The following is a 21,681-nucleotide window of genomic DNA, read 5'->3' on the forward strand; positions in this document are numbered from 1 at the left end:
CCTTTGACGTTGATCTTAGATGCGGTTCATCTGGGTTGCAACCTTGTTGTACCAGTCCTGCCACGTGGGCGGGCAGTACTTTTTGGCGGCTGCCGGGGTAAGCGTGGAGCCATAGTTGGCGCCCAGGTAGGCAACGTGGGCAGAGACGCCCTCGCTCCAGCTACCAAAGCTCCGCCAGCCGCCGCCGCGGGCGCTCCAGCCCCAGGCGTTATAGGAGCCGGCACAATAGAGGCCCTTGCTGCTCTCGATGCAGGCGATGGCGGGAGACCAGCGAGGGTCAACACCGGTGTTCCAGGCTGCCACGGCAAAGTTGTAACCCTGGCCTGCCATGGGGGAGCCGGCGAGGTAGTTGTCGATGCGACTCGTCCACTCGTTGATAAACGAGTCGTAATCGGAGTTACCGGTATTGGAGTTGTTCACCGTGGTGTCGATAGTGGTGTTGGCGTTATTGGCCTGGCTGTTGGAGTTGTTGCCGCTCACGCCCTCGCCCGAGAGCTTCTCGGCGGCAGCGGCCTTGTCGGCCTCGAGCTTGGCCAGCTCTGCGGCATTCTCCTGCTCGGCCTTTGCCTGGGCTTCGCTGCGAAGCTGCTGGGCCTGTGCCAGTGCGTCCTCGGCGGTTTTCTGCTCGGTCTCGAGTTGGGACTTCGCCTGCTCGAGCTCGGTCTTGTTCTGCTCGAGCTCGGTCTGCATCTTGTTGAGCTCTTCGATCTCGTCGACGCTCGAGCTCGTGATCTGGTTGGTGTACTTGCAGGTGGTGATGAACTCGCCCAGGCTCTGCGCGTTGACCAGGAAGCTCACGATGGGGTTGGTGCCCTTCTGGTACTTATACAGATCGCGCATGGCGGAGCTCGCCTTGGCCTGTTGATCGGGAAGTTCGGCTTCGATCTTCTCGATGCTTGCCTCGTTAGTGTCGATTTGCTTCTGCAGATCCTCGAGCTTGGTGCGGGCTTCGTTGTAGGCACTCGTGGCGGTTTCGATTTTCTGCTGGGCAGCGGAAAGCTGATCCTGCGTTGCCTGCGAGGCGGCATAGGCTGCGACGGGGGAGAGCATCGGCGCGGCCGTCAGTGTAACGGCAAGCGCGGCGCTCGTGATGATACGAGCCGGCTTCGACGCGATGAGCGCTGCGGTGCGATGGTTCGAATGCTGCATCCAGTCCCTCTGCAATCAATCGTAGGTTATAGTTCGAAAGGTATTCTACTACTGCTTTCGACTTCAACTTGAACCTTAAAGGTTCTAAAGGGTCAAGTTGAACTTGAGGTTTTGGCCTTGACCTGCAGTTATAGTGAATTGTTAAGAAACCATAGAGTTCAACTTTAACGTTACGGAACCCTGCGGGCTCGATCATAAGCGCCTGCTTGCCATAGATATGGTGGAACTTTGGGAAGCGACGGTTTGGCACGCTAGAATAAACCAGTTGCATAAAGACCGCCCATCGTACGGGCAGTTGATGATAGGAAGTTTCCATGGCATTGCAGTTTACAGAGCGCGAGTTTATACCCGTGCTGCTCGGCGGCGATATCAACGCCTATTCGGTGGCGCGCGCCTTCTACGAGGAGTATCAGGTCAAGAGCCTGGTCTTTGGCAAGTATCAGACGGGTCCTGCATACCGCAGCCAGATTATCGACTATACGCCCAATGTGGATATCGACACTATGCCGGTCATGATCGAGACCGTCAACGGCATTGCACAGGCCAATCCCGATAGGAAGATTATCCTCATGGGCTGCGGCGATAACTACGTCGCGCTTGCCGCACAGGCTCAGGATGCCGGCCAGCTTGCCTCCAACGTCATCGCGCCCTATGCGCCCTACAGCATGCTCGAGCAGTGCCAGAAGAAGGAGATCTTCTACGAGCTGTGCGAGAAGCACGGTGTGCCCTATCCGCACACGTTTACCTTTACCATGGCGATGCTCAACGCCCAGGGCGAGGCTTCCGCCGAGGTGCTCGACCAGATCGACTTTCCCTTCCCGATGATTCTGAAGCCCTCTGACGGCATCATGTGGTGGGAGCACGAGTTCGAGGGCCAGAAGAAGGCCTACGAGATTGCCGATCGCGCCGAGCTGGAGCAGGTCATTCGCGATGTGTACGCCAGTGGCTACACCGATGACCTCATCTTGCAGGACCGCGTGCCCGGCAACGACGAGTACATGCGCGTGCTTACCAGTTATTCCGACCGCAACGGCAAGGTTCGCATGATGTGCCTGGGTCACGTGCTGCTCGAGGAGCATCAGCCCCATGGTGTCGGCAACCACGCCTGCATCATCACCGAGCCCAACGACGAGCTCATGGGTGGCGTGCGCAAGCTGCTTGAGGACCTTAAGTTCACGGGCTTCTCCAACTTCGACGTCAAGTACGACCAACGCGATGGTTCGTTTAAGTTCTTCGACTTCAACACGCGTCAGGGCCGCAGTAACTACTACGTCACCAACAGCGGCTTTAACGTTGCCAAGTACGTGGTGGATGAGTACGTCTATAACCGTCCGTTTGAGCCGGAATTTGTGACGGCGCAGGACGAGGCTCTGTGGATGGTCGTCCCCATGGGTGTCGTTGACAAGTATGTCAAGGACCCCGAGCTGCGTGCGAAGGCGCATCGTCTGGCCAAGGAGGGCAAGGCCGCCGATCCTTCGTTTATGAAGGGCGATTTTGTCTTTAACCGCTGGTTGCGCATGTGGCACACCAAGCTTCGTCACTTTAAGCTGTTCAAGACGTATTACAAGTAGATGAGCGCGGCGCCCGCCCGGTTTGCAACGGACGGGCGCGGGCATGATACGAGCAATTGCATGGGCGTCACCAAGGAGGCGGCGATGGAAAAGCTGGGAGTTATCGGCGGCATGGGCGCTGAGGCCACGTCGTATTACTACGACCAGGTCGTGCGTCATACGGCTGCTGCCTGTGATCAGGAGCATATCGACATGGTGGTGCTTTCCAAGTCGACCATGCCCGACCGTACGCTGGCCATCAAGACCGGCGAGCATGCCGAGCTGCTGGCGACCATGAAGGAATGTGCACGGGCACTCGAGGGGCTGGGCTGTGCCCATATCGCCATTCCCTGCAACACATCGCACTACTTCTACGACCAGATTCAGTCGTTTACCAAGGTGCCGATTATCCACATGCCGCGTGAGTCGGTGCGCTATGCCCTGGCGGGCGCGGTGATGGGGGAGTGCGAGTTCGATCCCAACCTGAGCATGCCGTCCGAGCCGGTGCGCAAGATCGGCATCATGGGCACCGACGGCACCGTGGGTGCCGGCGTCTACGGGCGCGAGTGCGAGGCCGCGGGCGTCGAGGTCGTCTATCCCAGCGAGAAGCGCCAGGCCGACGTGATGTCGCTGATTTATGATGACGTGAAGGCCGGACGCGAGCCCGATATGGACAAGTTTGACCGCGTGATGTGGGAGTTCGCCCGCAGCGGCTGCGACCGCGTCATTCTGGCCTGCACCGAGCTCTCGGTGCTGAAAAAGTACCGAGAGATGCCCGAGATTACCCTTGACGCCATGGACGTCCTGGTGCGCGAATCCATCATCCGCAGCGGCGCCCCCTACCGCCTTTAGCCCTCGACCTGCCAAAAAGGGACAGGTTTATTTTGGTAGGTTTTATCTGGGGGAACAGTAAGGCCTCGACTCGTTTGGTGCGAGCCGAGGCCTTTTGAATTTATCGGTTGCCGGTGGCGATGGGTTAGAACAGGAAGCCGAGGACAATGAGGGCAATGCTAACAATAAGCATGGCAATGTCCTGGCCCTTGATGGGGTAGCGCTTGTACGAGCTCGCGCGCGTGCGCAGGTAGAAGCCGCGCTGCTCGGCCGCCAAGGCCGTGGCATCGGTTTTACCCACGCTCGAGATCAGTAGCGGCACGCACAACGGCAGCATGAGCTGAAGCTTCTTGATGGGGTTCTTGGTGTCATACTCGATGCCGCGTGCGGTCTGCGCCTCCATGATGGCGTTCATCTCCTGGCCAAACACTGGCACAAAGCGCAGCGCCGTGGTAAAGGTGAAGGCATAACGATACGGAACGTGCAGCACCTCGACGCAGGCGTTGGCAAGGTCGTTGAGCTTGGTCACCATGAGCATCAGAATAAGCGGTAGCGCCACGCCCAGCAGACGCAGACAGGCCTTTGTTCCGGTGATGAGGCCTTCATCGGTGACAAAGCTCCACACCACGTTGCCATCGCGCATAAAAGCCAGCTGCAGCACCAGCATGATGAGCGCGAGTGGAATCAGTAGCTTGAGCAGCGCGAGCAGGCGGTCGACGACGCCGGCGTAGGCTCCCAGCGCGAGCGTGAGTGCCAGAAAGCCCAGCAGTGCCACATAGGTGTCGGACAAGAAAATGCCGATGATGATGGCGGCGGCGAGGCCCAGTTTGATGACGGGGTTCAGGCGGTGTAGCAGCGTGTCGCCCGGCATGTAGTCGATGACGTTAACCACGGCGGACCATCTCCTCGGTAATGCGAACGATATCAGTGACCTCACTCACCTGCGTAAAGGCGGGCGAGACGGTGGATGCCAGACGGCGCGAGAGTTCGATGACCTGGGGCGGCTCAACGTAGGCACGCTGCATGAGTTCGATGTTCGAGAACAGCTCGTGCGTGCGGCCGCGGTCGAGGATGCGACCGTTGGCCATCACCACGATGCGCTCGGCAAAGTCGGAAACGACTTCCATGTCGTGACAGACCATGATGACGGCGCAACCGCGCTCTGCCATGGTGCGCACCGTTTCCATCACGGTCATGCACTCGCGGTAGTCCAGGCCGCTCGTGGGTTCGTCGAGCACCACGATCTTGGGCTCGATCACCACAACGGAGGCCAGCGCCACCATCTGGCGTTGGCCGCGCGACAGTGAGAACGGTGCCTCGTCGGCGGGCAGACCAAAGCGGTCGATGACCAGCTGGGCGCGACGCAGGGCTTCGGCGCGGTCGATGCCGGCAAGTTCTAGACCAAAGGCGACCTCGTCGAGCACGGTGTCTTTGCAGATTTGGCGGTCGGGGTTCTGGAAAAGCGTTGCCACTTCGTGTGCGATGCGGCTCGTGGGAACCGATGCCGTGTCCAAGCCCGTAACGCGTACGCTGCCCGATGCGGGCTTGAGCAAACCCGTGAGCAGTTTGGTGAGCGTGGTTTTGCCGGCTCCGTTTTGGCCGACAATGCCCACGAGCTCGCCGGGGTAGAGCGTCAAGTTGAGGTCGTGAACGGCGGCGCCGCCACGGGGGTAGGAAAACTCGACATGGTCAAAGGTGAGCACCGGCTCGGCGTCTTTCGTATGCGGGCGCAGCGATGGCGCGTGCGGGGAGCCTGCGGGCGCCCGGGTGTCGCTTGTCGCACGGTCGGGGTCGACGATTTCCGTGATTAGGCGTTCTGCCTCGTCGACATCCAGACAGGGCGTGCCGCTTACCAAGCCATCGGCCTCGAGACTGTTGAAGATGCGCGTGACGCGCGGACAATCGACGCCGATGGTGCGAAGCTCGTCGGTGCGTGCGAAGACCTCGTGCGGCTCACCTTGCAGCGCGATCTGGCCGTGATCGAGCACCAACACACGGTTGCAGTACTCCGAAAGCAAGGCGACCTTTTGCTCAACGACGACGATGGTGATGCCGAGCGCGCGGTTTGCCTCGCGCAGCGTCTCGAAGACTAAGGTGGAACTGGCGGGATCGAGCGCTGCGGTTGGCTCATCGAGCACTAAGACGCGCGGACGCATGGCGAGGATGGCGGCGATAGCTACCTTTTGCTTTTGGCCGCCCGAGAGGGTGGCGATCTCGCGGTCGCGCAGGTCGCTAATGCCGACGGTCTTAAGCGTCTCGCTCACGCGCTGCTCAATCTGGTCGTGCGGAACGTCAAAGTTCTCGAGGCCAAAGAGCATTTCGTCCTCAACGACCGAAGCGACCATCTGCGTGTCGATGTCCTGCAGCACGCTACCGACGATTTGCGATATGTCGGTGAGCGAGACCTCGCAGGTGTCGTGGCCGTCAACTAACACGGAGCCATAAAAGGCGCCGGTGTAGTGGTGAGGCACGGCGCCCGACAGACAGGCGGCAAGTGTGGACTTACCGGCGCCCGAGGGCCCGATGATGCCGATGAAATCTCCCTTGTTCACGCTGAGCGAAACGTGGCTGAGCGCCTGCTCGGTTTGCGTGCCATAGGAGAACGAGACATCGTCGACGTTGATGATCGTTTCCATGGGTACCTTTCATAGTCATTGGGGACGTTCTTGCATGTCCAGTCGTTTAAGAACGTCCCCAAGAGCTCGTTGTCTGGGACGGTCTTTGGTGGTGAAGCACGGAGACGGCTTTACGGGGTGCCCCAGGTTGGCGCGAAAGAGGAACGAAGCGTACTTGGGTACGCGAGCGACGAATGAACGCCAAGATGGGGTGGCTCGTAAAGCCGAGCGGGTTAGTTGAGCTTCAGGGCCTTCTGGATGGGCAGGTAGAGGGCGCCGACCAGAATGGCGTTAAATACGGCGGTCATGGCGACGACGGGTAGCATGGCTGCGGCGAGCTCGCCCACCACGCCGAGCATGGCCATCTTGATGACCATGAAGATGACGCCCGAGACAAAGGTGGTCACGAATGTTGCGACGATGGCGACGACGGGCTTAACCTGGCCGTCCTTGGCGGCGGCGTTGACAATGACGGCCATGAGCATGGCGGCGATACCCTCGGCGGCAAAATCGACAAACGGCGAGGTGGTAGTGATCTGGATTACGGCCGCCGAGATGAGACCAATGACGAGCGCCTGGCCAATGTTGGGACGAATGACCAGGATGGTGAGGCAGAAGGCCGAGATAATGAACTCGGGGCTGATCATACCGCCCGAGATGCCCGAGATTGCCTTGCCGACGGTGAAGTTGAGGATGAAGCCGGCGGCAAGCAGAATGGCGAGCAGGACAAGGGCGCGAATATCGAGTTTACCGCGGTCGGCGGTCTGGACGGTGCGGGGCTGGGCGGTGGCGGTGGTGTTCTGAGACATGGTGAAAGTCCTTTCAAAAAGGGGAGTGTAAGAGAAAAACGGAGGCGCGTGATGCGAATGCGATCGGGCTCGAGATAGAAAAAGGCCCCCGGTCGAAACCGGAGGCCTTCCAATCACCTAGAGCGCAAAACAGGCGTGAGGGACTCACTTTCGACCGATCGTATTCGCATCACGCCACCACCAGTTGTTGAGAGACTTCATCGTGTTCATCATCTTGGTGGCTCCTTTCGTGATGCCTTGGCGCGGTCGCACCTCGTTGCTGTTGCGCTGCACTATAGCACAGCGAAGTGTGTGCGGGGAAATCTTTTTTGAAAAGATTTCGGCGGCGTTTCCTGCCGGTCAAAAGGGCAGGCTGAGCGGGCGGGATGACTCATGCGACCCCGCCCGTCTCTTGGAACGCAAGGGCCTTAGGCCTTCTTGCGACGATAAAGCACGAAGCCGCAGACACCGATGATGACGACGGCGCCAACGGCCATGGCGGCCATGTTGTTGCCCTCGGACTTCTCCTCGGTCGCCTCTTCCTCAGCCTCGGGCTCGGCAACGTCCTTATCGGAGAGAGCCTCGTCGGCGTAGGTGATGGACTCGACCAGGCAGTCGTTGTCGGCATCGTAGTCACTCGGGACGAACTCCTCGGAGAAGTCGCCCTCCTTGAGGTAGTCGCGCATCTCCTCGAGCATGGCCTTGCACTTGACGTAGGTGTTCTTGGTCGCTGCCTTGCCGGCCTTGTTGGCCAGGGCGGTGCGGGCCTCGGTGTCCTCGGCGGCCTGCATGGCCTCGTCGACGGTTAGGTTCTGCTCGATGAGCTCCTTCTGCAGGGCGTCGAGATAGGCGCGGACGCCGGTGGCGCAGCTGTCGCGGTTCTCATAGGCGAGCGTGTTGATGTCCATGAGGACGTAGTTGATGGAGTTCTTGGGCTCCTCGTTGTTCACGACGTCTTCCTCTTCACAGTGATCGAAGGAGACATCCTGATCGCTGAAGTAGGGGCTGACCTCGGTGAGCAGTGCGGAATAGAGGGGGATAGCGACGGAGAACTCGGCGTTGGAGAGCATCTCCCACTGGATGGTCGCGATTTCGGGGTCCATGCCGTGACGGATCTGGAAGGTGTGGATCTCGGTGTTGCGGTTGGAGCCGATGGCATAGGCGCCGTCGGTGTTGGCGTTGAGGCCGGCGACATTCTCGCCGCGAGCGGCGAAGGAACGAATCATCTCAAAGGTGCTCCAGTCGGACTTGCCGGGCTGGAAGAACAGCGGCTGCATCTCGTGGACCAGGGCGCCGGTCGTCGCACGAGCGTCTTCGCGCTCGTCCTTGACGATCTCATAGTCGGTGCCCTCGGCAAGCGGAGCCATGAAGTAATCGCGGCCCTGGACATAGCGCGACCACTGGTGCATACCGGCCTCGCTAATCTCCTCGCCGTAGGTCTTGGCGACGTCGAACTTGCCGTCGGTGTACTCGGCAAAGCCCTTCTCCTTAGGCATGGACTCGATGCCCTCGGAGTGGAGGCAGTTCTCGGTGTCGTCGAGGTCGACGTCATAGGTGAGGTTGCCGATGTTGGGGTTGAGTGAGGCGATATCGTCGGTGAGCCTCATAGCGATCCACTGGTGGCCGGAAAGCGCTGCAAACAACCAGGTCTCGTTGTTGTCGGCAATGATGATCTGGTCGTTGGAGCAGACGCCCTGCTCGTCAATCAGGCTGCCGAGGAGCTCGACACCCTCGCGGGCCGTGGCGCTCTCGCCCAGAATGACGCTGGCGTAGTTGTACTCGCCGATGCCGGTCTCCTCGGTGACGGGGTCGGCTTCCTCTGCCTTCTCGTTATAGGAGGTGCTCAGCGTGGCAGAGCAGGAAACGCCCTTTTCGTTGATGCCAGCCTCGGAATATGCGTCGTAACGATCTTCCCACTGAGAGGGGTTGTCGCGAACGAAGGTGTAGCGGTAGGTTGCGCCCTTGGACTTGTACTCAAAGCCGGACTCGACCGAGGTGTACTTGCTGCCGTCCTTGTGTGCGGGCTCGATGCCAAAGTGCTTGATGTAGCGCGGGCCGAAGTCCTCGGAGCGTCCGTAGTACGTGTTGCCGTCTGCCGTGAGCTGGCTGCCCATGTAGATCTGGGTGCAAGCGAGCGCCGAAGTCGGCATGGCCATAATGGCCGCTGCTCCAAATGCAAGGCCGCAGCCGAGCTTCTTGAGCGTGTTGACAGGATGAGTAAACCTCATGATCCCTCCCAACTGTTGAAACCCCGCGAAACCGTACGGAGTTTCAGCTAATAAATACATCTACTAGCCTAAAGGAAGTGTAAAGAGTATTCATTCGACAACAGCTTTTACTCGATGAGCGTGAAGAAATATACGATGAGCGGATAATAATACTCATTTTATTGCTTTAGTTAAATAAAGGCACCCTGCATTTACTGTAGCTGAATAAAGCGCCAGACAATGCTCAAAAAGAAAACTCTCCCGCTGTTTAGGATTTGCATAAACAACGGGAGAGTCGATAACTGGATGAATATCATACCAATGTGGATTTACTTCTTTCGGCGGTGGATCACATTGATGGCGTAACCAACGAGCATGGCCAAGACGATGACGATAAAGCCAATCAGGGGATTGTCGTTCATGGGGTCCTCCTATTTTCCGAGCGGTGAAAAATCGTCGACGATGAGGTCGAGACATTGCGGCAGCGCGCGAGCGCCAAAGACGCCGGAGTTGCTGGAGATGATCTCTCCATCGAACTGCATACCCAGCGATGGCGTGCAGGTGATCTTGGCTTCCTTGGTCTGGATGATCTTAAACTGCGGACGGCCGAGCACTTTGCCAGCGGGGTCGAGCGCGGCGGTAATTACCGTGGGGAGCAGCTGCATCGTGCGCACGGGCTCAATAACGACGATGTCGACCATGCCGTCGTCCATGCGGCAGTTGGGGAACAGGTTGATGTCGTTTTGGATGACCGAGGTATTGCCTGCCATGCAGCAGATGCCGTCGAGCTCCTCGACAATGCCGTCGTGCTCAATGGTAAAGTGCGCCACCGTGGGGTTGGGCGTGGCGAGCGCGGAGAGGAAGTAGGCGATCTCGCCAATGTCGTTTTTGGTGGGAGCGGCCTTCATCATGATCTCGGCGTCGAAGCCCGAGCCGGCGATGATGATAAAGCCGTGGCGCTTCTCGTTGCCGTTCTCGTCGAGCCAAAAGAGCTCACCCATGTCCACTTTGACCGTGCGGCCGTCGCGGCAAGCCTTGGCGAGTGCCGCCGCCTCGGGGGCATTGCCGATGTTGTTAAAGAACAGGCAGGCCGTGCCGGAGGGGAAGACAAGCGTGGGGACACCGCACCCGCGCATCTGGTCGAGCACGTTGGAGACGGTGCCGTCGCCGCCCGAAACGACCACGCGATCGAACTCGCGAACGTCCGCTACCGCGTCCTCGGGCTCCATGCCATCGCCGATAAAACGCATCACGACCTCGTCGCCGCCCTGCGCGAGGGCGTGCGTGAACGCGTAGATTTCATCTGAGCTGGGGCCCGATGCCGGGTTGTGGATGATAAGGCAGCGCATACTTACGTTCCCGTTCTGTGACTAACCGAGTATAGTTGTAGAGCAATGCCGATATCCTACCCGTGTTTTTCGGGCCTAACCTTATTCGATGGGTTGATATGTACATTTCCACACATCAGGCTCTGGTCGACTTTTGCCAGCGCGCCCGCGAGTTCGACGCGATCGCCGTCGATACCGAGTTTTTGCGCGAGCGCACGTTTCATCCGCGCCTGTGCCTGGTCCAGATTGCCACCCCCGCCGAGAGTGTCGCTGTCGATCCGCTGGTGATCGACGACCTGTCGCCGCTTGCCGAGCTTATGGCCGACGAGGGCGTGGTCAAGGTATTCCATGCTTGCTCACAGGACATGGAAGTTATGCTCCATACCGTGGGCGCACTGCCGCGACCGATTTTTGACACGCAGGTTGCCGCCGCCTTTTTGGGCGAGCGCCAGCAGATTTCGTATGGTGCGCTCGTTCAGACGTTCTGCGGCGTATCACTGCCCAAGACCGAGTCGCTGACCGATTGGTCGCGCCGCCCGCTGAGCGATAAGCAGATCGAGTACGCGATCGATGACGTCAAGTACTTAATCGTCGCCTATACCGAGATGATGAGCCGCCTGCGTGAGCTGGGCCGCGTGGACTGGGTGCTCGACGAGTTGCGTCCTTTGGCCGACGAGTCGCACTACCGCGCCGACCGCCATGAGGCATTCCGCAAGGTCAAACGCATCAACTCGTGTAGCCGCCATCAGCTGGGCATTGCGCGCGAGCTTGCCGCTTGGCGCGAGGACCGCGCCGAGCGTCGCAACATCCCGCGCAAGTGGGTCATGTCCGACGATACGCTGCTGGCCCTGGTTAAGCGCAATCCCGTGCGTGTCGAGGAGTTCCGTAGCATCCGCGGTACCGACCAGCTGGGGGAGCGCGACGTGGATGGCGCGTTGATGGCCATCAAGCGCGGCGCAAGCTGTCCGCACGATCGCCTGCCGCTCATGGTGCGCGGGCATCGCCAGATTTCGCCGGAGCTTGAGAGCGTGACGGATCTCATGTACGCGCTCATCCGCCTGGTTGCCGAGCGCTCGGGCGTGGCGACCTCGGTCATTGCCTCGCGCGATGACCTGGCCGACTACATTGAGCATCCTGAGCAAAGCCGTTTGCGCGAAGGTTGGCGTTTTGAGCTTGTGGGCTCGCGCCTGGACGATTTGCTCTCGGGCAATATGGGACTCACCGTGAAGGACGGCAAAATCGAGCTCCTGTAGGTATATAGTTACGCGGTTTTACCAAACCGCCTAACAGCTCGACGCTGCAAACGGCCGAGAGCGGCAATCTGACGTTCAATCGTCGCTCGCGTACCAAAGTACGCGTCGCTTCTCTTTCACGTCACCTTGCTCGCTTTCGACCGTTTTCGCTGACGGTGCCAAAACATCGATGCTGATTTGCTTGCCAGCTGAGTGGGTAGAATGCCTCCAACGTGTAATTCGATTCGGAGGAATTCGCATGCCCTATTACTATGGTTACGGCTTTGGCATCGACCCGCTGTACCTGCTGGTTGTCCTTGTTTGTACGGTGCTTGGTCTTGCGGCGCAGAGCTATATCAACTCGACGTACAAGACCTGGTCCAAGGTTCGCTCGGACGGCGACACGGGTGCCACGGTCGCTCGCCGCATGCTCGACGCCAACGGTTGCAACGCCGTGGGTATCAAGGGTGTCGCCGGTGAGCTCACCGATCATTACAACCCGCAGGACAACAACCTGTACCTCTCTGATGCCAACCGTTCGGGCGGATCGGTCGCAAGCGTTGCCGTGGCCTGCCATGAGGCGGGCCATGCCGCCCAGCGTCAAAGCGGCTACGCCATGATGAAGGTGCGCACCGCCCTGGTCCCGGTCGTTAACTTTACCCAGAACACCTGGACCATCGTGCTACTCATGGGCCTGTTTATGAACATCGCGGGGCTTACGACCCTCGCGTTGATTTTCTTCTCGTTTAGCGTGCTGTTCCAACTCGTTACGTTGCCTGTTGAGATTGACGCCAGCCGACGTGCTGTGGCGTACATCGAGCAGTCGGGTATGAGTTCCAAGCAGGTCAACGGCGCCAAGAAGGTGCTGACGGCAGCCGCACTTACCTATGTTGCTGCAGCTCTCACCTCGATTATTCAGCTGCTCTATCTTATGGCTCGCTACAACAGAAACTCCAACCGATAACAAATTGGGTCGCTGGGCGCCGCGGGGATTCGCGTCCTCGCGGCGCTGTACTATGTGTTGGACTTAATTTCGCACGGGGCCGGAGCCCTTGTGCACGATGACGAAAGGAGGCTGCGTGGCAGGCTGGAACCTAACCGGTAATGCCGTTTCCGCCGAGTTCGACGGTTCGGACGAGCAGGAGCGCAAGGAGCTCAGCGTGAGCCAGGCGGTAGAAATCGCTGCCGGTGCGCTCGATGCCATTCCGCAGCTGAGTGTCCTGGGCGAGGTCACGGGTTTTCGTGGTCCTAACGGCCGAAGCGGTCACTGCTATTTCCAGATCAAGGACGATTCGGCCGCCGTTGACTGCATCATTTGGAAGGGCGCCTATCTCAAGCGCACCTTCGACTTGCGCGACGGCATGCAGGTGAGCTTTAAGGGTAGCTTCAATCTCTATAAGGCCACGGGCCGCATGAGCTTTGTCGCCCGCTCGTTCTCGCTGGCGGGGGAGGGCTTGCTGCGTCAACAAGTGGCGCAGTTGGCCGAAAAGCTTCGCCGCGAGGGCCTGATGGACGAAGCGCGCAAACGTCGCATTCCGGTGTTCTGCTCGCGCGTGGCAGTCGTCACCTCGCTTTCGGGCGCCGTAATCGACGACGTCAAGCGTACGCTGCGCCGTCGCAATCCGCTCGTCGAGCTTGTCTGCGTGGGCGCCAAGGTTCAAGGCGAGGGTGCGCCGGTCGAGCTCATTGAGGGCTTGCGCCGTGCCGCTTCCATTACGCCGGCGCCCGACTGTATTTTGCTGGTGCGCGGCGGCGGCTCCTTTGAGGACCTCATGACCTTCAATGACGAGGAGCTTGCCCGCGCGGTGGCGGCTTGTCCTGTGCCCGTGGTGACCGGCATTGGCCATGAGCCCGATACCTCGATCTGCGATATGGTGAGCGACCGCCGTGCCTCCACGCCCACGGCGGCGGCCGAATCGGTGGCGCCGGCTCTGACGGAGTTGGTCGATGTGCTCGAGGCGCGCCATCAGCGCCTGGGTGCCGCGATGGCATCGATGGTAGGGTCGGCCCAGGTCGACCTGGAGATGCTCGATCAGCGCGGTCGCCGCGCCTGGGATACCTATACGGCCCGTCTGGGCGATGCGCTCGATGCCGCCGCATGCCGCCCGTGCCTCAACGACCCCACATTTATGGTCGAGCGTCGCGAGTCTGAGCTTGCGCTGACTGCCGATCGCCTGTCGGGCGCCATAGCACGCTCGGTCGGGACATTCCGCTCCAACTTTGAGCGCCTGCCCGAGCGTCTGGTTGCAAGCACCTCGGGGCTCGATGGCAAGCGCCATGCGCTCACACTTGCGAGCTCCCGTCTGGAGCATCAGGGGCGCACGATGCTCAGCAAGCCTGCGTCCGACTTAGGCCGAGCTGCCGCGTCGCTCGATGCCCTGTCGCCGCTCAAGGTGCTTGCCCGTGGCTATTCCATCGCGTACAGCGATGATGGGGTGGCTACGACCGCCAAGACCTTTAAGCCCGGCGACGCCATCCGCGTGCGCATGGCAGACGGCAATGTGGCGGCAACGGTCGATGCGGTCGAGTAGGCCGCGTTACATAGCGATAAGCCTTTAGGAAAGGAAACAGATATGGCAGAGAAGACCCCGGTCGAGCAGCTTACGTACAAGCAGGCTTCGCAGGAGTTGGAACTCATCATCCGCAGCTTGGAGTCGGGCGATATGGAGCTCGAGGAGTCGCTCGAGAGCTATACCCGCGGCGTCGAGCTCCTCAAGAGCCTGCGCACCCGCCTGTCCGATGCCGAGCAGAAGGTCTCGGTGCTCCTTAAGGACGTCGACGGCAACGACGTGCTCGCCGACGGCGAGGCCGCCAACACGGACGACAACCTTTCGTTCTAACCACCTCGCAGCCAACTTTGGGGTAGTCTTTTTGGGACGGGGCTTTTTTGACTACCCTTGCGCGACGGCTCGCCGAGTGCCTGCGCTTGCGAAAAAGTAGTCAAAAAAGCCCCGTCCCAAAAAGATTACCTTGGTCTGCGAGAAAGGAACCAACCATGTGTGATTGCATCTTCTGCAAAATTGCCAACCACGAGATCCCCTCGACCGTTGTCTATGAGGACGATCAGGTCATCGCGTTCGACGACCTCAATCCCCAGGCGCCGGTCCACACACTCGTGATCCCCAAGAAGCACTACAGCGACATCGCCGACAACGTGCCCGCCGAGACCATGGGCGCCATGGCTCACGCCATCCAGGAGGTCGCCAAGGTCAAGGGCCTGGAGGACGGTTTCCGCGTCATCTCCAACAAGGGCGTCAACGCCGGCCAGACCGTCATGCACTTCCACATGCACGTCCTCGGTGGCAAAAACCTGGGCGAGAACCTCATCTGAGGACGCTTCTTCCGTGCAATGAAACGGAAGCTCTGGCACCGATAACTTATATATCAACGCAATAAACCCGAGCGCGAGGGCGTTTGGGTTTATTATTGAAGCGTATGTAACCTGGCGGCGCCACACCGCCTGTTAGTAGGGAGACACATGAACGTTCTGGTCGTCAACGCAGGATCTTCGACCCTTAAGTATCAGGTCATCGATACCAAGTCCCACAAGGTGTCCGCAAAGGGCTCCTGCGAGCGCGTCTGCTTTACCGGCGGTACCTTCACCCACGCTGCCAACGGTTCCAAGAAGGTGACCGAGAACATCGAGTTCCCCGACCACAAGGTCGCCATCGAGGTCGTTCTGAAGGACCTCGAGGCCAACGGCGTCAAGATCGAGGGCATTGGTCACCGTATCGTTCAGGGTGGCTGGTACTTCGGCGATTCCTCCCTCGTCGACGAGGACGTCCTCGCCAAGATCCGCGAGGTCGCTCCGCTGGCGCCGCTGCACAACAACCCCGAGGCCAACGTTATCGAGTACTGCCTGGAGCAGTATCCCGACCTGCCCAACGTCACGGTCTACGACACCGCTTTTCACTTCAACATGCCCGAGGTCGCCAAGACCTACGCCCTTCCCAAGGATGTTTGCGACAAGCTGCACATCCGTAAGTACGGCGCCCACGGCACCAGCTATCGCTACATCTCCAAGAAGGTCGCCGAGATGACCAACGGCGAGGCCCGCAAGGTTGTCGTGTGCCACATCGGCTCCGGTGCCTCCCTGTGCGCCATCGAGGACGGCAAGTGCATGGATACCACTATGGGCCTCACCCCGCTCGACGGCGTCATGATGGGCACCCGCTGCGGCTCCATCGACCCGGCTACCGTGTGCTACCTGCAGCGCGAGGGCGGTTACACCTTCGACGAGGTCGACGAGATGATGAACAAGAAGTCCGGCCTTTTGGCTGTGACCGGTGGCAAGACCAACGACTGCCGCAACGTCGAGGAGCTTGCCGCCGCTGGCGACCCCGAGGCTCAGCTCGCCTTCGACATGTTCGTCTACAAGATTGCCGCCAAGGCTGCCGAGATGGCCACTTCCATGTGCGGCATGGACACGCTGGTCTTCACCGCCGGCATCGGTGAGCACGCTCCGGCCGTTCGCGCCGGCGTTGCCGACCGTCTGGCCTTTATGGGCGTCAAGATGGACCATGCCCGTAACGCCCTGCGTGGCGACGGCGCTTGGTGCCTGTCTGCCAAGGATTCCAAGGTCAAGATCTTCGTCATCCCCACGGACGAGGAGTTCATGATCGCTTCCGACGTCGAGCGCATCGTCAACGGCAAGTAATTGCAAGAGGGGAGGGGCTGGACGACCAAGTGTCGTTTAGTCCCTCTTTTGCGCTCGTTGGGCGATATGCTGATAGCTATTTATCAAGATATGATAACTTCTTAGTAAAATACGGCCGCCTTAAGGGGTCTGCGTCGGCCGTATTGCACTGCAAAGGAGTCTCATGAACGTACTTGTTGTCAACGCCGGCAGTTCAAGCCTTAAATATCAGCTTTTGGATACCGATACCCGCGAGGTTTTCGCCAAGGGCAACTGCGAGCGTATCGGATCGGACATGGGCATCTTTGGCCACTCCGAGAACGGTGGCGCCAAACAGACCGAGGAGGTTCCCTTCCCCGATCATCGCTCTGCTATCGCTCGCGTGCTCGAGGAGCTCGAGAAGACCGACTTTACGATCGATGGCATTGGACATCGTATCGTTCAGGGCGGCTGGCACTTCGATGATTCCGCAGTTGTCGACGACGAGGTCATGGCTAAGATTCTCGAGGTGGCCCCGCTCGCCCCGCTGCACAATTACGGCGAGGCCGCAGCGATTGAGTATTGTCGCGAGAAGTATCCGGAGCTGCCCAACGTGGCCGTCTTCGATACCTCGTTCCACATGACCATGCCCGAGGTTGCCTACACCTACGCCCTGCCCAAGGACGTGTGCGACAAGTATCACGTGCGTAAGTACGGCGCCCACGGTACGAGCCACCGCTATGAGTGGATGATGGCCAAGGAGATCCTGGGCTCGCGCTGCCACCGCCTGCTTTCGTGCCACCTGGGCAACGGCGCCTCGCTCGCAGCCATCGAGGACGGCGTGTGCCGCGACACCACGATGGGCCTCACGCCGCTTGACGGCCTGATAATGGGAACCCGCTGCGGCTCTATCGACCCGGCTACCGTGTGCTACCTGCAGCGCGAGGGCGGCTACAGCTACCAGGAAGTCGACGACATGATGAACAAGCAGTCTGGTCTGCTTGCCATCTCAGGTATCTCCAACGACGCCCGCGACATCCGTACGCGCGCTTCCGAGGGAGATGAGCGCTGCCTGCTCGCCTTTGATATGTTCGCCTATAAGGCTATGCAGCAGGCCGGCTCCATGATCGCTTCTATGGCGGGCGTGGATACCATCACCTTCACTGCCGGCATCGGCGAGAACGACTGGTCGATTCGTAAGGCCTTCTGCGACTGCTTTGAGTGGCTGGGCGTGCGCATCGACAACAACAAGAACCGTGAGGCCGTGGGCAACGGCCCGCAGGTCATCAGTGCCGCCGGTTCCGCCGTCACGGTCATGGTCATCCCCACCGACGAGGAATACATGATCGCCCACGACGTCGAACGCCTGACCAAGAACAACTAACGCAGCCGTCTGTAATTGACAAAAAAGGCCTCCAGAGCAACAACTCCGGAGGCCTTTTTGCAAGCAGGCGGAAGTTCCAGTCCCAAAGTGACCATCGCCAGCAACGCTTGCGCTCCCAACAACGGAATCCGACCATTCAGATTCTCAGCTCCAGCTCGTAGCCAAGCCGTCGTCCACTCCAGATACCCTGACTGTCACGTGGCGGTAGAAGGCAGCACAGGTTAACCCCTGAAAACATTCCGCAGACCAGAAACGCCCCCCGTTCATAGCTCCGAAGGAGCAGAACGGGGGGCGTTTCATTGGTCGAGGACGTTTTCAGGGGTTAACCTGTGCTGCCTTCGGCGGGGATATGTCCGCTACTCAGCCATCTGAGCCTGGACGGCGGTGATGGCCACGACACCCACGATGTCGTCGGCAGAGCAGCCGCGCGAAAGGTCGTTAACCGGCTTGGCGATGCCCTGCAGGATGGGGCCGTAAGCGTCGGCGCCGGCGAAGCGCTGGACCAGCTTGTAGCCGATGTTGCCGGCCTCGAGGTCGGGGAACACGAGCACGTTGGCCTTGCCGGCGACGGAGGAGCCGGGAGCCTTGAGCTGGGCGACGGTGGGGACGATGGCGGCGTCGAGCTGCAGGTCGCCATCGATGGCGAGCTCGGGAGCCTTCTCGTGGCAGAACTTCACGGCCTCCTGGACCTTCTTGGCGACCTCGCCGCCGGCGGAGCCCATGGTGGAGTAGGAGAGCATGGCCACGTGCGGCTCAACGTTGCCCATGAAGGTGGACCAAGAGTGAGCGGAGGCGATGGCGATCTCGGAGAGCTCGTCGGAGGACGGGTTGATGTTGAGGCCGCAGTCGGCGAAGATCAGCGTGCCGTCGGTGCCGAACTGCGGGGTGTCGGTGCACATCACGAAGAAGGCCGAGACCAGCTTGGTACCCGGGGCGGTCTTGAGGATCTGCAGCGCGGGGCGCAAGGTGTCGGCGGTGGAGTGGCAGGCGCCGGAGACCAGGCCGTCGGCATCGCCCATCTTGACCATCATGGTGCCAAAGTAGGTAGCGTCCATTACCTGGGCGCGAGCCTGCTCGATGGTGACGCCCTTCTTGGCGCGGAGCTCGGCAAACTTCTGCGCGTACTCCTCGTGCTTCTCGGCATTACGCGGGTCGATGACGGTAGCGCCGGGAACGTTGATCTCGTCGGGGTTGCCCAGGATGACGATCTTTGCCAGGCCCTCCTCGATGATCTTGGTGGCCGCGACGATGGTGCGCGGATCCTCGCCCTCGGGCAGGACGATCGTCTTAAGGTCGGCCTTGGCGGCAGACTTCATACGGTTTAGGAAATCGCTCATGTTACTCCTTACAAGCGTTTCGCTAAGCTCCAGGCGCCCGGCTGTTCACGAATAAACCCGCTGCTAGCGGGTTTACCTTTCAATTATGTACGCCGCGGTGCTTGAGCTTTCCTTGTGTGGCAAGCTCATTATAGGACGCATTAGCGCTATAATCGCTCTGATAAATATGTCTCGAAGAATGTTCGAGAAAAGCCCAGCTAACGAGCCCGTGGCTTTTGACAAGGAGTATCGATGCAGATTACCTCAGGCCTGCCTGAAGGCTTTAACGCCGGCGCATACGACATGATTGTCGTCGGTGCCGGTTATGCCGGTGCCGTTTGTGCCCGCCGTCTCGCCGAGACCATCGGCTATCGTGTTGCCGTTCTGGAGCGCCGTAGCCACATTGCGGGTAACGCCTACGACTGCGCTGATGAGGCCGGAATCCTGGTCCACGAGTATGGTCCGCACATCTACCATACCTTTAATGAGCGCGTCCACAATTTCCTGTCGCGCTTTACCAAGTGGACGGACTACCAGCACAAGGTGCTTGCCAACATCAACGGCACCCTCATGCCCGTGCCTTTTAACCACGCGAGCCTCAAGCTCGCCTTTGGCGACGAGCGCGGCGAGGAGCTGTATCAGAAGCTCGTGGAGACCTTTGGCAAGGACGTCAAGGTGCCCATCATGGAGCTGCGCAAGAAGAACGACCCGGATCTTGCCGAGGTCGCCGATTACGTCTACGAGAACGTCTTTTTGCATTACACCATGAAGCAGTGGGGCCAGACGCCCGATCAGATCGATCCCTCGATCACCGGCCGCGTTCCCGTCTTTGTGGGCGACGATGACCGCTACTTCCCGCAGGCTCCCTTCCAGGGCATGCCGCAGGACGGCTATACCGCGCTGTTCGAGCACATGCTCGACCACGATCTGATTGATGTGTTCTGCGACGTGGACGCCCGCGACCTCTTCGAGATCGACGAGACCACCGTCAAGATCGACGGTAAGGTCTATGGCGGCGAGATCGTCTACACCGGTCCGCTCGACGAGCTGTTCAACCTCGACCTGGGCGCTCTGCCGTACCGTACGCTCGACATGAAGTTCGAGACGCTCGATATGGACCAGTTCCAGCCCGTGGGCACCGTCAACTACACCACGAGTGAGGATTACACGCGTATCACCGAGTTCAAGAACATGACTGGTCAGGTCCTGCCCGGCAAGACCACCATCATGAAGGAGTATTCCAAGGCCTATACGCCCGGCTCGGGCGAGACGCCCTATTACGCCATTCTGGAGCCCGAGAACCGCGAGCTCTATGAACGCTATCTTGAGCGCGTCCAGAACCTGACGAACTTCCACCCGGTGGGTCGTCTGGCCGAGTATCGTTACTACGATATGGATGCCGTGACCAACTCCGCCCTCGATCTTTCGGATGAGATTATCGCCTGCCATGCATAAAGTCATATCATTCGGTATTCCCTCGTATAACGCCGCCAAGGACATGGACCATTGCATCACCTCCATTCTGGAGGGGAGCAATTACGCCACCGATATCGAGATCATCATCGTCGATGACGGTTCCAAGGACGAGACGGCGGCCAAGGCCGATGAGTGGGAGACGCGTTACCCCGGAATCATCCGCGCGGTACATCAGGAGAACGGCGGCCACGGCATTGCCGTCCTTTCGGGCTTGCGCGAGGCACAGGGCACCTACTACAAGGTCGTCGACTCGGACGACTGGCTCGATGGCGCAGCCCTGTCGACAATGCTTTCGATTCTTCGCGGTTTTGAGGAGCGCGACCAGCGCGTCGACCTCTTTATCTCGAACTATGTGTACGAGAAGGTTTACGAGGGTACGCACACCGCTATTGGCTACAAGTTTGCCCTGCCGCGAAAAAAGATCTTTACCTGGGATCAGATCGGTCATTTCCGCCTGGACCAGAACCTACTCATGCACAGCCTGTGCTATCGCACGGATGTGCTGCGCGCGTCCAATCTGCCTATGCCGCCGCACACGTTCTATGTAGACAACATCTACGCCTACGTGCCGCTGCCGCGCTGCAAGACCATGTACTACGCCGACATCGACCTCTATCGCTACTTTATCGGTCGCGAGGGCCAAAGCGTCAACGAGGCCACGATGGTCAAGCGTCTGGACCAGCAGTTCCGTGTGACGCGCATCATGATGGAGTCGTTCCATCTGTACACCGATGTTGAGTCATCGCGTCTGCGCTCGTACATGATGGGCTATTTCACCATGATGATGGCAATCTGCTCGGTGCTTACTAAGCTTTCCGACGAGGATTGTGCCGACGAGCGCCTGAAGACGTTGTGGAGTGATTTGAAGGCCTACGACGAGCGCATGTATCGTCGTGCCCGCTACGGCGTGGTCGGCTTCTTCACCAATCTGCGCGGTCGTGCCGGTGACAAAACCACACTCGGCCTATACCGTCTTGCCTCAAAAATCTTCAAATTCAACTAGCTGCTGAGTATTCGCTGCTGATAGGTTGACTGGGCCCCTTGGCCTTTAGTTTGCTACTGCGAACAGTCCTGCTCGCACGGAAAGCACATTAAGTGCTTTCCGGCTCGTGCGGAACTTGTATCAAACTAAAGGCCAAGGGGCCTCTGCTATAAGAATCGATTGTCAGGCAGCTGAATTTGAAGATCTT

Annotated in this window: 18 protein-coding genes; 11 read left to right on the forward strand and 7 right to left on the reverse strand. The window is 59.5% G+C overall.

Translation table 11 applies throughout. The features are described 5' to 3' along the window. Positions 1-15 precede the first annotated feature (15 nt). Positions 16-1,149: a glucosaminidase domain-containing protein gene (locus ACKUUJ_RS00080; RefSeq protein WP_118081795.1), complete on the reverse strand. Its 1,134-nt coding sequence runs from the start codon at positions 1,147-1,149 to the stop codon at positions 16-18. Positions 1,150-1,463: 314 nt separating this feature from the next. On the opposite strand from ACKUUJ_RS00080, the gene ACKUUJ_RS00085 reads away from it, so the two are divergent. Together ACKUUJ_RS00085 and ACKUUJ_RS00090 are read left to right on the forward strand one after the other, a co-directional pair. Continuing rightward, positions 1,464-2,720, forward strand: coding sequence for an ATP-grasp domain-containing protein (locus tag ACKUUJ_RS00085; protein WP_409064244.1), 1,257 nt, complete (start codon positions 1,464-1,466; stop codon positions 2,718-2,720). An 84-nt stretch (positions 2,721-2,804) separates the two neighbouring features. Further along, positions 2,805-3,551 carry an aspartate/glutamate racemase family protein gene (locus tag ACKUUJ_RS00090; protein WP_409064245.1) on the forward strand — a complete coding sequence of 249 codons (747 nt, stop codon included), beginning with the start codon at positions 2,805-2,807 and terminating at the stop codon, positions 3,549-3,551. A 124-nt stretch (positions 3,552-3,675) separates the two neighbouring features. Here ACKUUJ_RS00090 and ACKUUJ_RS00095 read toward each other — a convergent pair whose 3' ends face one another. From ACKUUJ_RS00095 to ACKUUJ_RS00115, 5 genes are all read right to left on the reverse strand, one after another. Continuing rightward, positions 3,676-4,422, reverse strand: coding sequence for an energy-coupling factor transporter transmembrane component T family protein (locus ACKUUJ_RS00095; RefSeq protein WP_409064246.1), 747 nt, complete (start codon positions 4,420-4,422; stop codon positions 3,676-3,678). Beyond that, a complete protein-coding gene (locus ACKUUJ_RS00100) occupies positions 4,415-6,166 on the reverse strand; it encodes an ABC transporter ATP-binding protein (RefSeq protein ID WP_409064247.1) in 1,752 nt (583 codons plus the stop codon). The genes ACKUUJ_RS00095 and ACKUUJ_RS00100 overlap by 8 nt, the downstream gene beginning before the upstream one ends. A 212-nt stretch (positions 6,167-6,378) precedes the next feature. Continuing rightward, positions 6,379-6,954: a hypothetical protein gene (locus ACKUUJ_RS00105; RefSeq protein ID WP_055252353.1), complete on the reverse strand. Its 576-nt coding sequence runs from the start codon at positions 6,952-6,954 to the stop codon at positions 6,379-6,381. Positions 6,955-7,361: 407 nt separating this feature from the next. Further along, positions 7,362-9,161, reverse strand: coding sequence for a C69 family dipeptidase (locus tag ACKUUJ_RS00110; RefSeq protein ID WP_409064248.1), 1,800 nt, complete (start codon positions 9,159-9,161; stop codon positions 7,362-7,364). Between the two features lie 410 nt (positions 9,162-9,571). Continuing rightward, positions 9,572-10,489 carry a diacylglycerol kinase family protein gene (locus tag ACKUUJ_RS00115; RefSeq protein ID WP_055252351.1) on the reverse strand — a complete coding sequence of 306 codons (918 nt, stop codon included), beginning with the start codon at positions 10,487-10,489 and terminating at the stop codon, positions 9,572-9,574. Between the two features lie 98 nt (positions 10,490-10,587). Between ACKUUJ_RS00115 and rnd the strand changes: the two genes are divergently transcribed. From rnd to ACKUUJ_RS00150, 7 genes are all read left to right on the forward strand, one after another. Then, positions 10,588-11,721: a ribonuclease D gene (gene rnd, locus ACKUUJ_RS00120; RefSeq protein ID WP_117745907.1), complete on the forward strand. Its 1,134-nt coding sequence runs from the start codon at positions 10,588-10,590 to the stop codon at positions 11,719-11,721. Between the two features lie 238 nt (positions 11,722-11,959). After that, complete coding sequence (locus ACKUUJ_RS00125; protein ID WP_117855647.1) at positions 11,960-12,664, forward strand: zinc metallopeptidase; 705 nt, start codon at positions 11,960-11,962, stop codon at positions 12,662-12,664. 115 nt (positions 12,665-12,779) lie between these two features. Continuing rightward, complete coding sequence (gene xseA / locus ACKUUJ_RS00130) at positions 12,780-14,231, forward strand: exodeoxyribonuclease VII large subunit (protein ID WP_409064249.1); 1,452 nt, start codon at positions 12,780-12,782, stop codon at positions 14,229-14,231. Between the two features lie 42 nt (positions 14,232-14,273). Continuing rightward, the gene (xseB, locus tag ACKUUJ_RS00135) at positions 14,274-14,540 is read left to right on the forward strand and encodes an exodeoxyribonuclease VII small subunit (protein ID WP_006234311.1); all 267 of its coding nucleotides are present in this window, start codon (positions 14,274-14,276) and stop codon (positions 14,538-14,540) included. Positions 14,541-14,695: 155 nt separating this feature from the next. After that, a complete protein-coding gene (locus ACKUUJ_RS00140; protein WP_022094103.1) occupies positions 14,696-15,031 on the forward strand; it encodes a histidine triad nucleotide-binding protein in 336 nt (111 codons plus the stop codon). Between the two features lie 147 nt (positions 15,032-15,178). After that, entirely contained in the window at positions 15,179-16,357 is a 1,179-nt protein-coding gene (locus ACKUUJ_RS00145) for an acetate/propionate family kinase (RefSeq protein WP_006234305.1), read from the forward strand. A gap of 163 nt (positions 16,358-16,520) precedes the next feature. Then, positions 16,521-17,699, forward strand: coding sequence for an acetate/propionate family kinase (locus ACKUUJ_RS00150; protein ID WP_409064250.1), 1,179 nt, complete (start codon positions 16,521-16,523; stop codon positions 17,697-17,699). A 356-nt stretch (positions 17,700-18,055) separates the two neighbouring features. On the opposite strand, the gene pta is transcribed toward ACKUUJ_RS00150, so the two are convergent. Continuing rightward, positions 18,056-19,036, reverse strand: a complete 981-nt coding sequence (gene pta / locus ACKUUJ_RS00155) for a phosphate acetyltransferase (protein ID WP_055252341.1) — start codon at positions 19,034-19,036, stop codon at positions 18,056-18,058. Positions 19,037-19,267: 231 nt separating this feature from the next. Between pta and glf the strand changes: the two genes are divergently transcribed. Both glf and ACKUUJ_RS00165 read left to right on the forward strand, forming a co-directional pair. Continuing rightward, positions 19,268-20,470 (forward strand): UDP-galactopyranose mutase, encoded by a 1,203-nt coding sequence (gene glf, locus ACKUUJ_RS00160; RefSeq protein ID WP_217749944.1) that lies wholly within the window; start codon positions 19,268-19,270, stop codon positions 20,468-20,470. Beyond that, entirely contained in the window at positions 20,463-21,494 is a 1,032-nt protein-coding gene (locus tag ACKUUJ_RS00165) for a glycosyltransferase family 2 protein (RefSeq protein ID WP_409064251.1), read from the forward strand. The genes glf and ACKUUJ_RS00165 overlap by 8 nt, the downstream gene beginning before the upstream one ends. The last annotated feature ends 187 nt before the right edge of the window (positions 21,495-21,681 follow it).

It is taken from the genome of Collinsella sp. wc0583, assembly GCF_046116915.1.
In the GTDB taxonomy this organism is placed as follows: domain Bacteria; phylum Actinomycetota; class Coriobacteriia; order Coriobacteriales; family Coriobacteriaceae; genus Collinsella.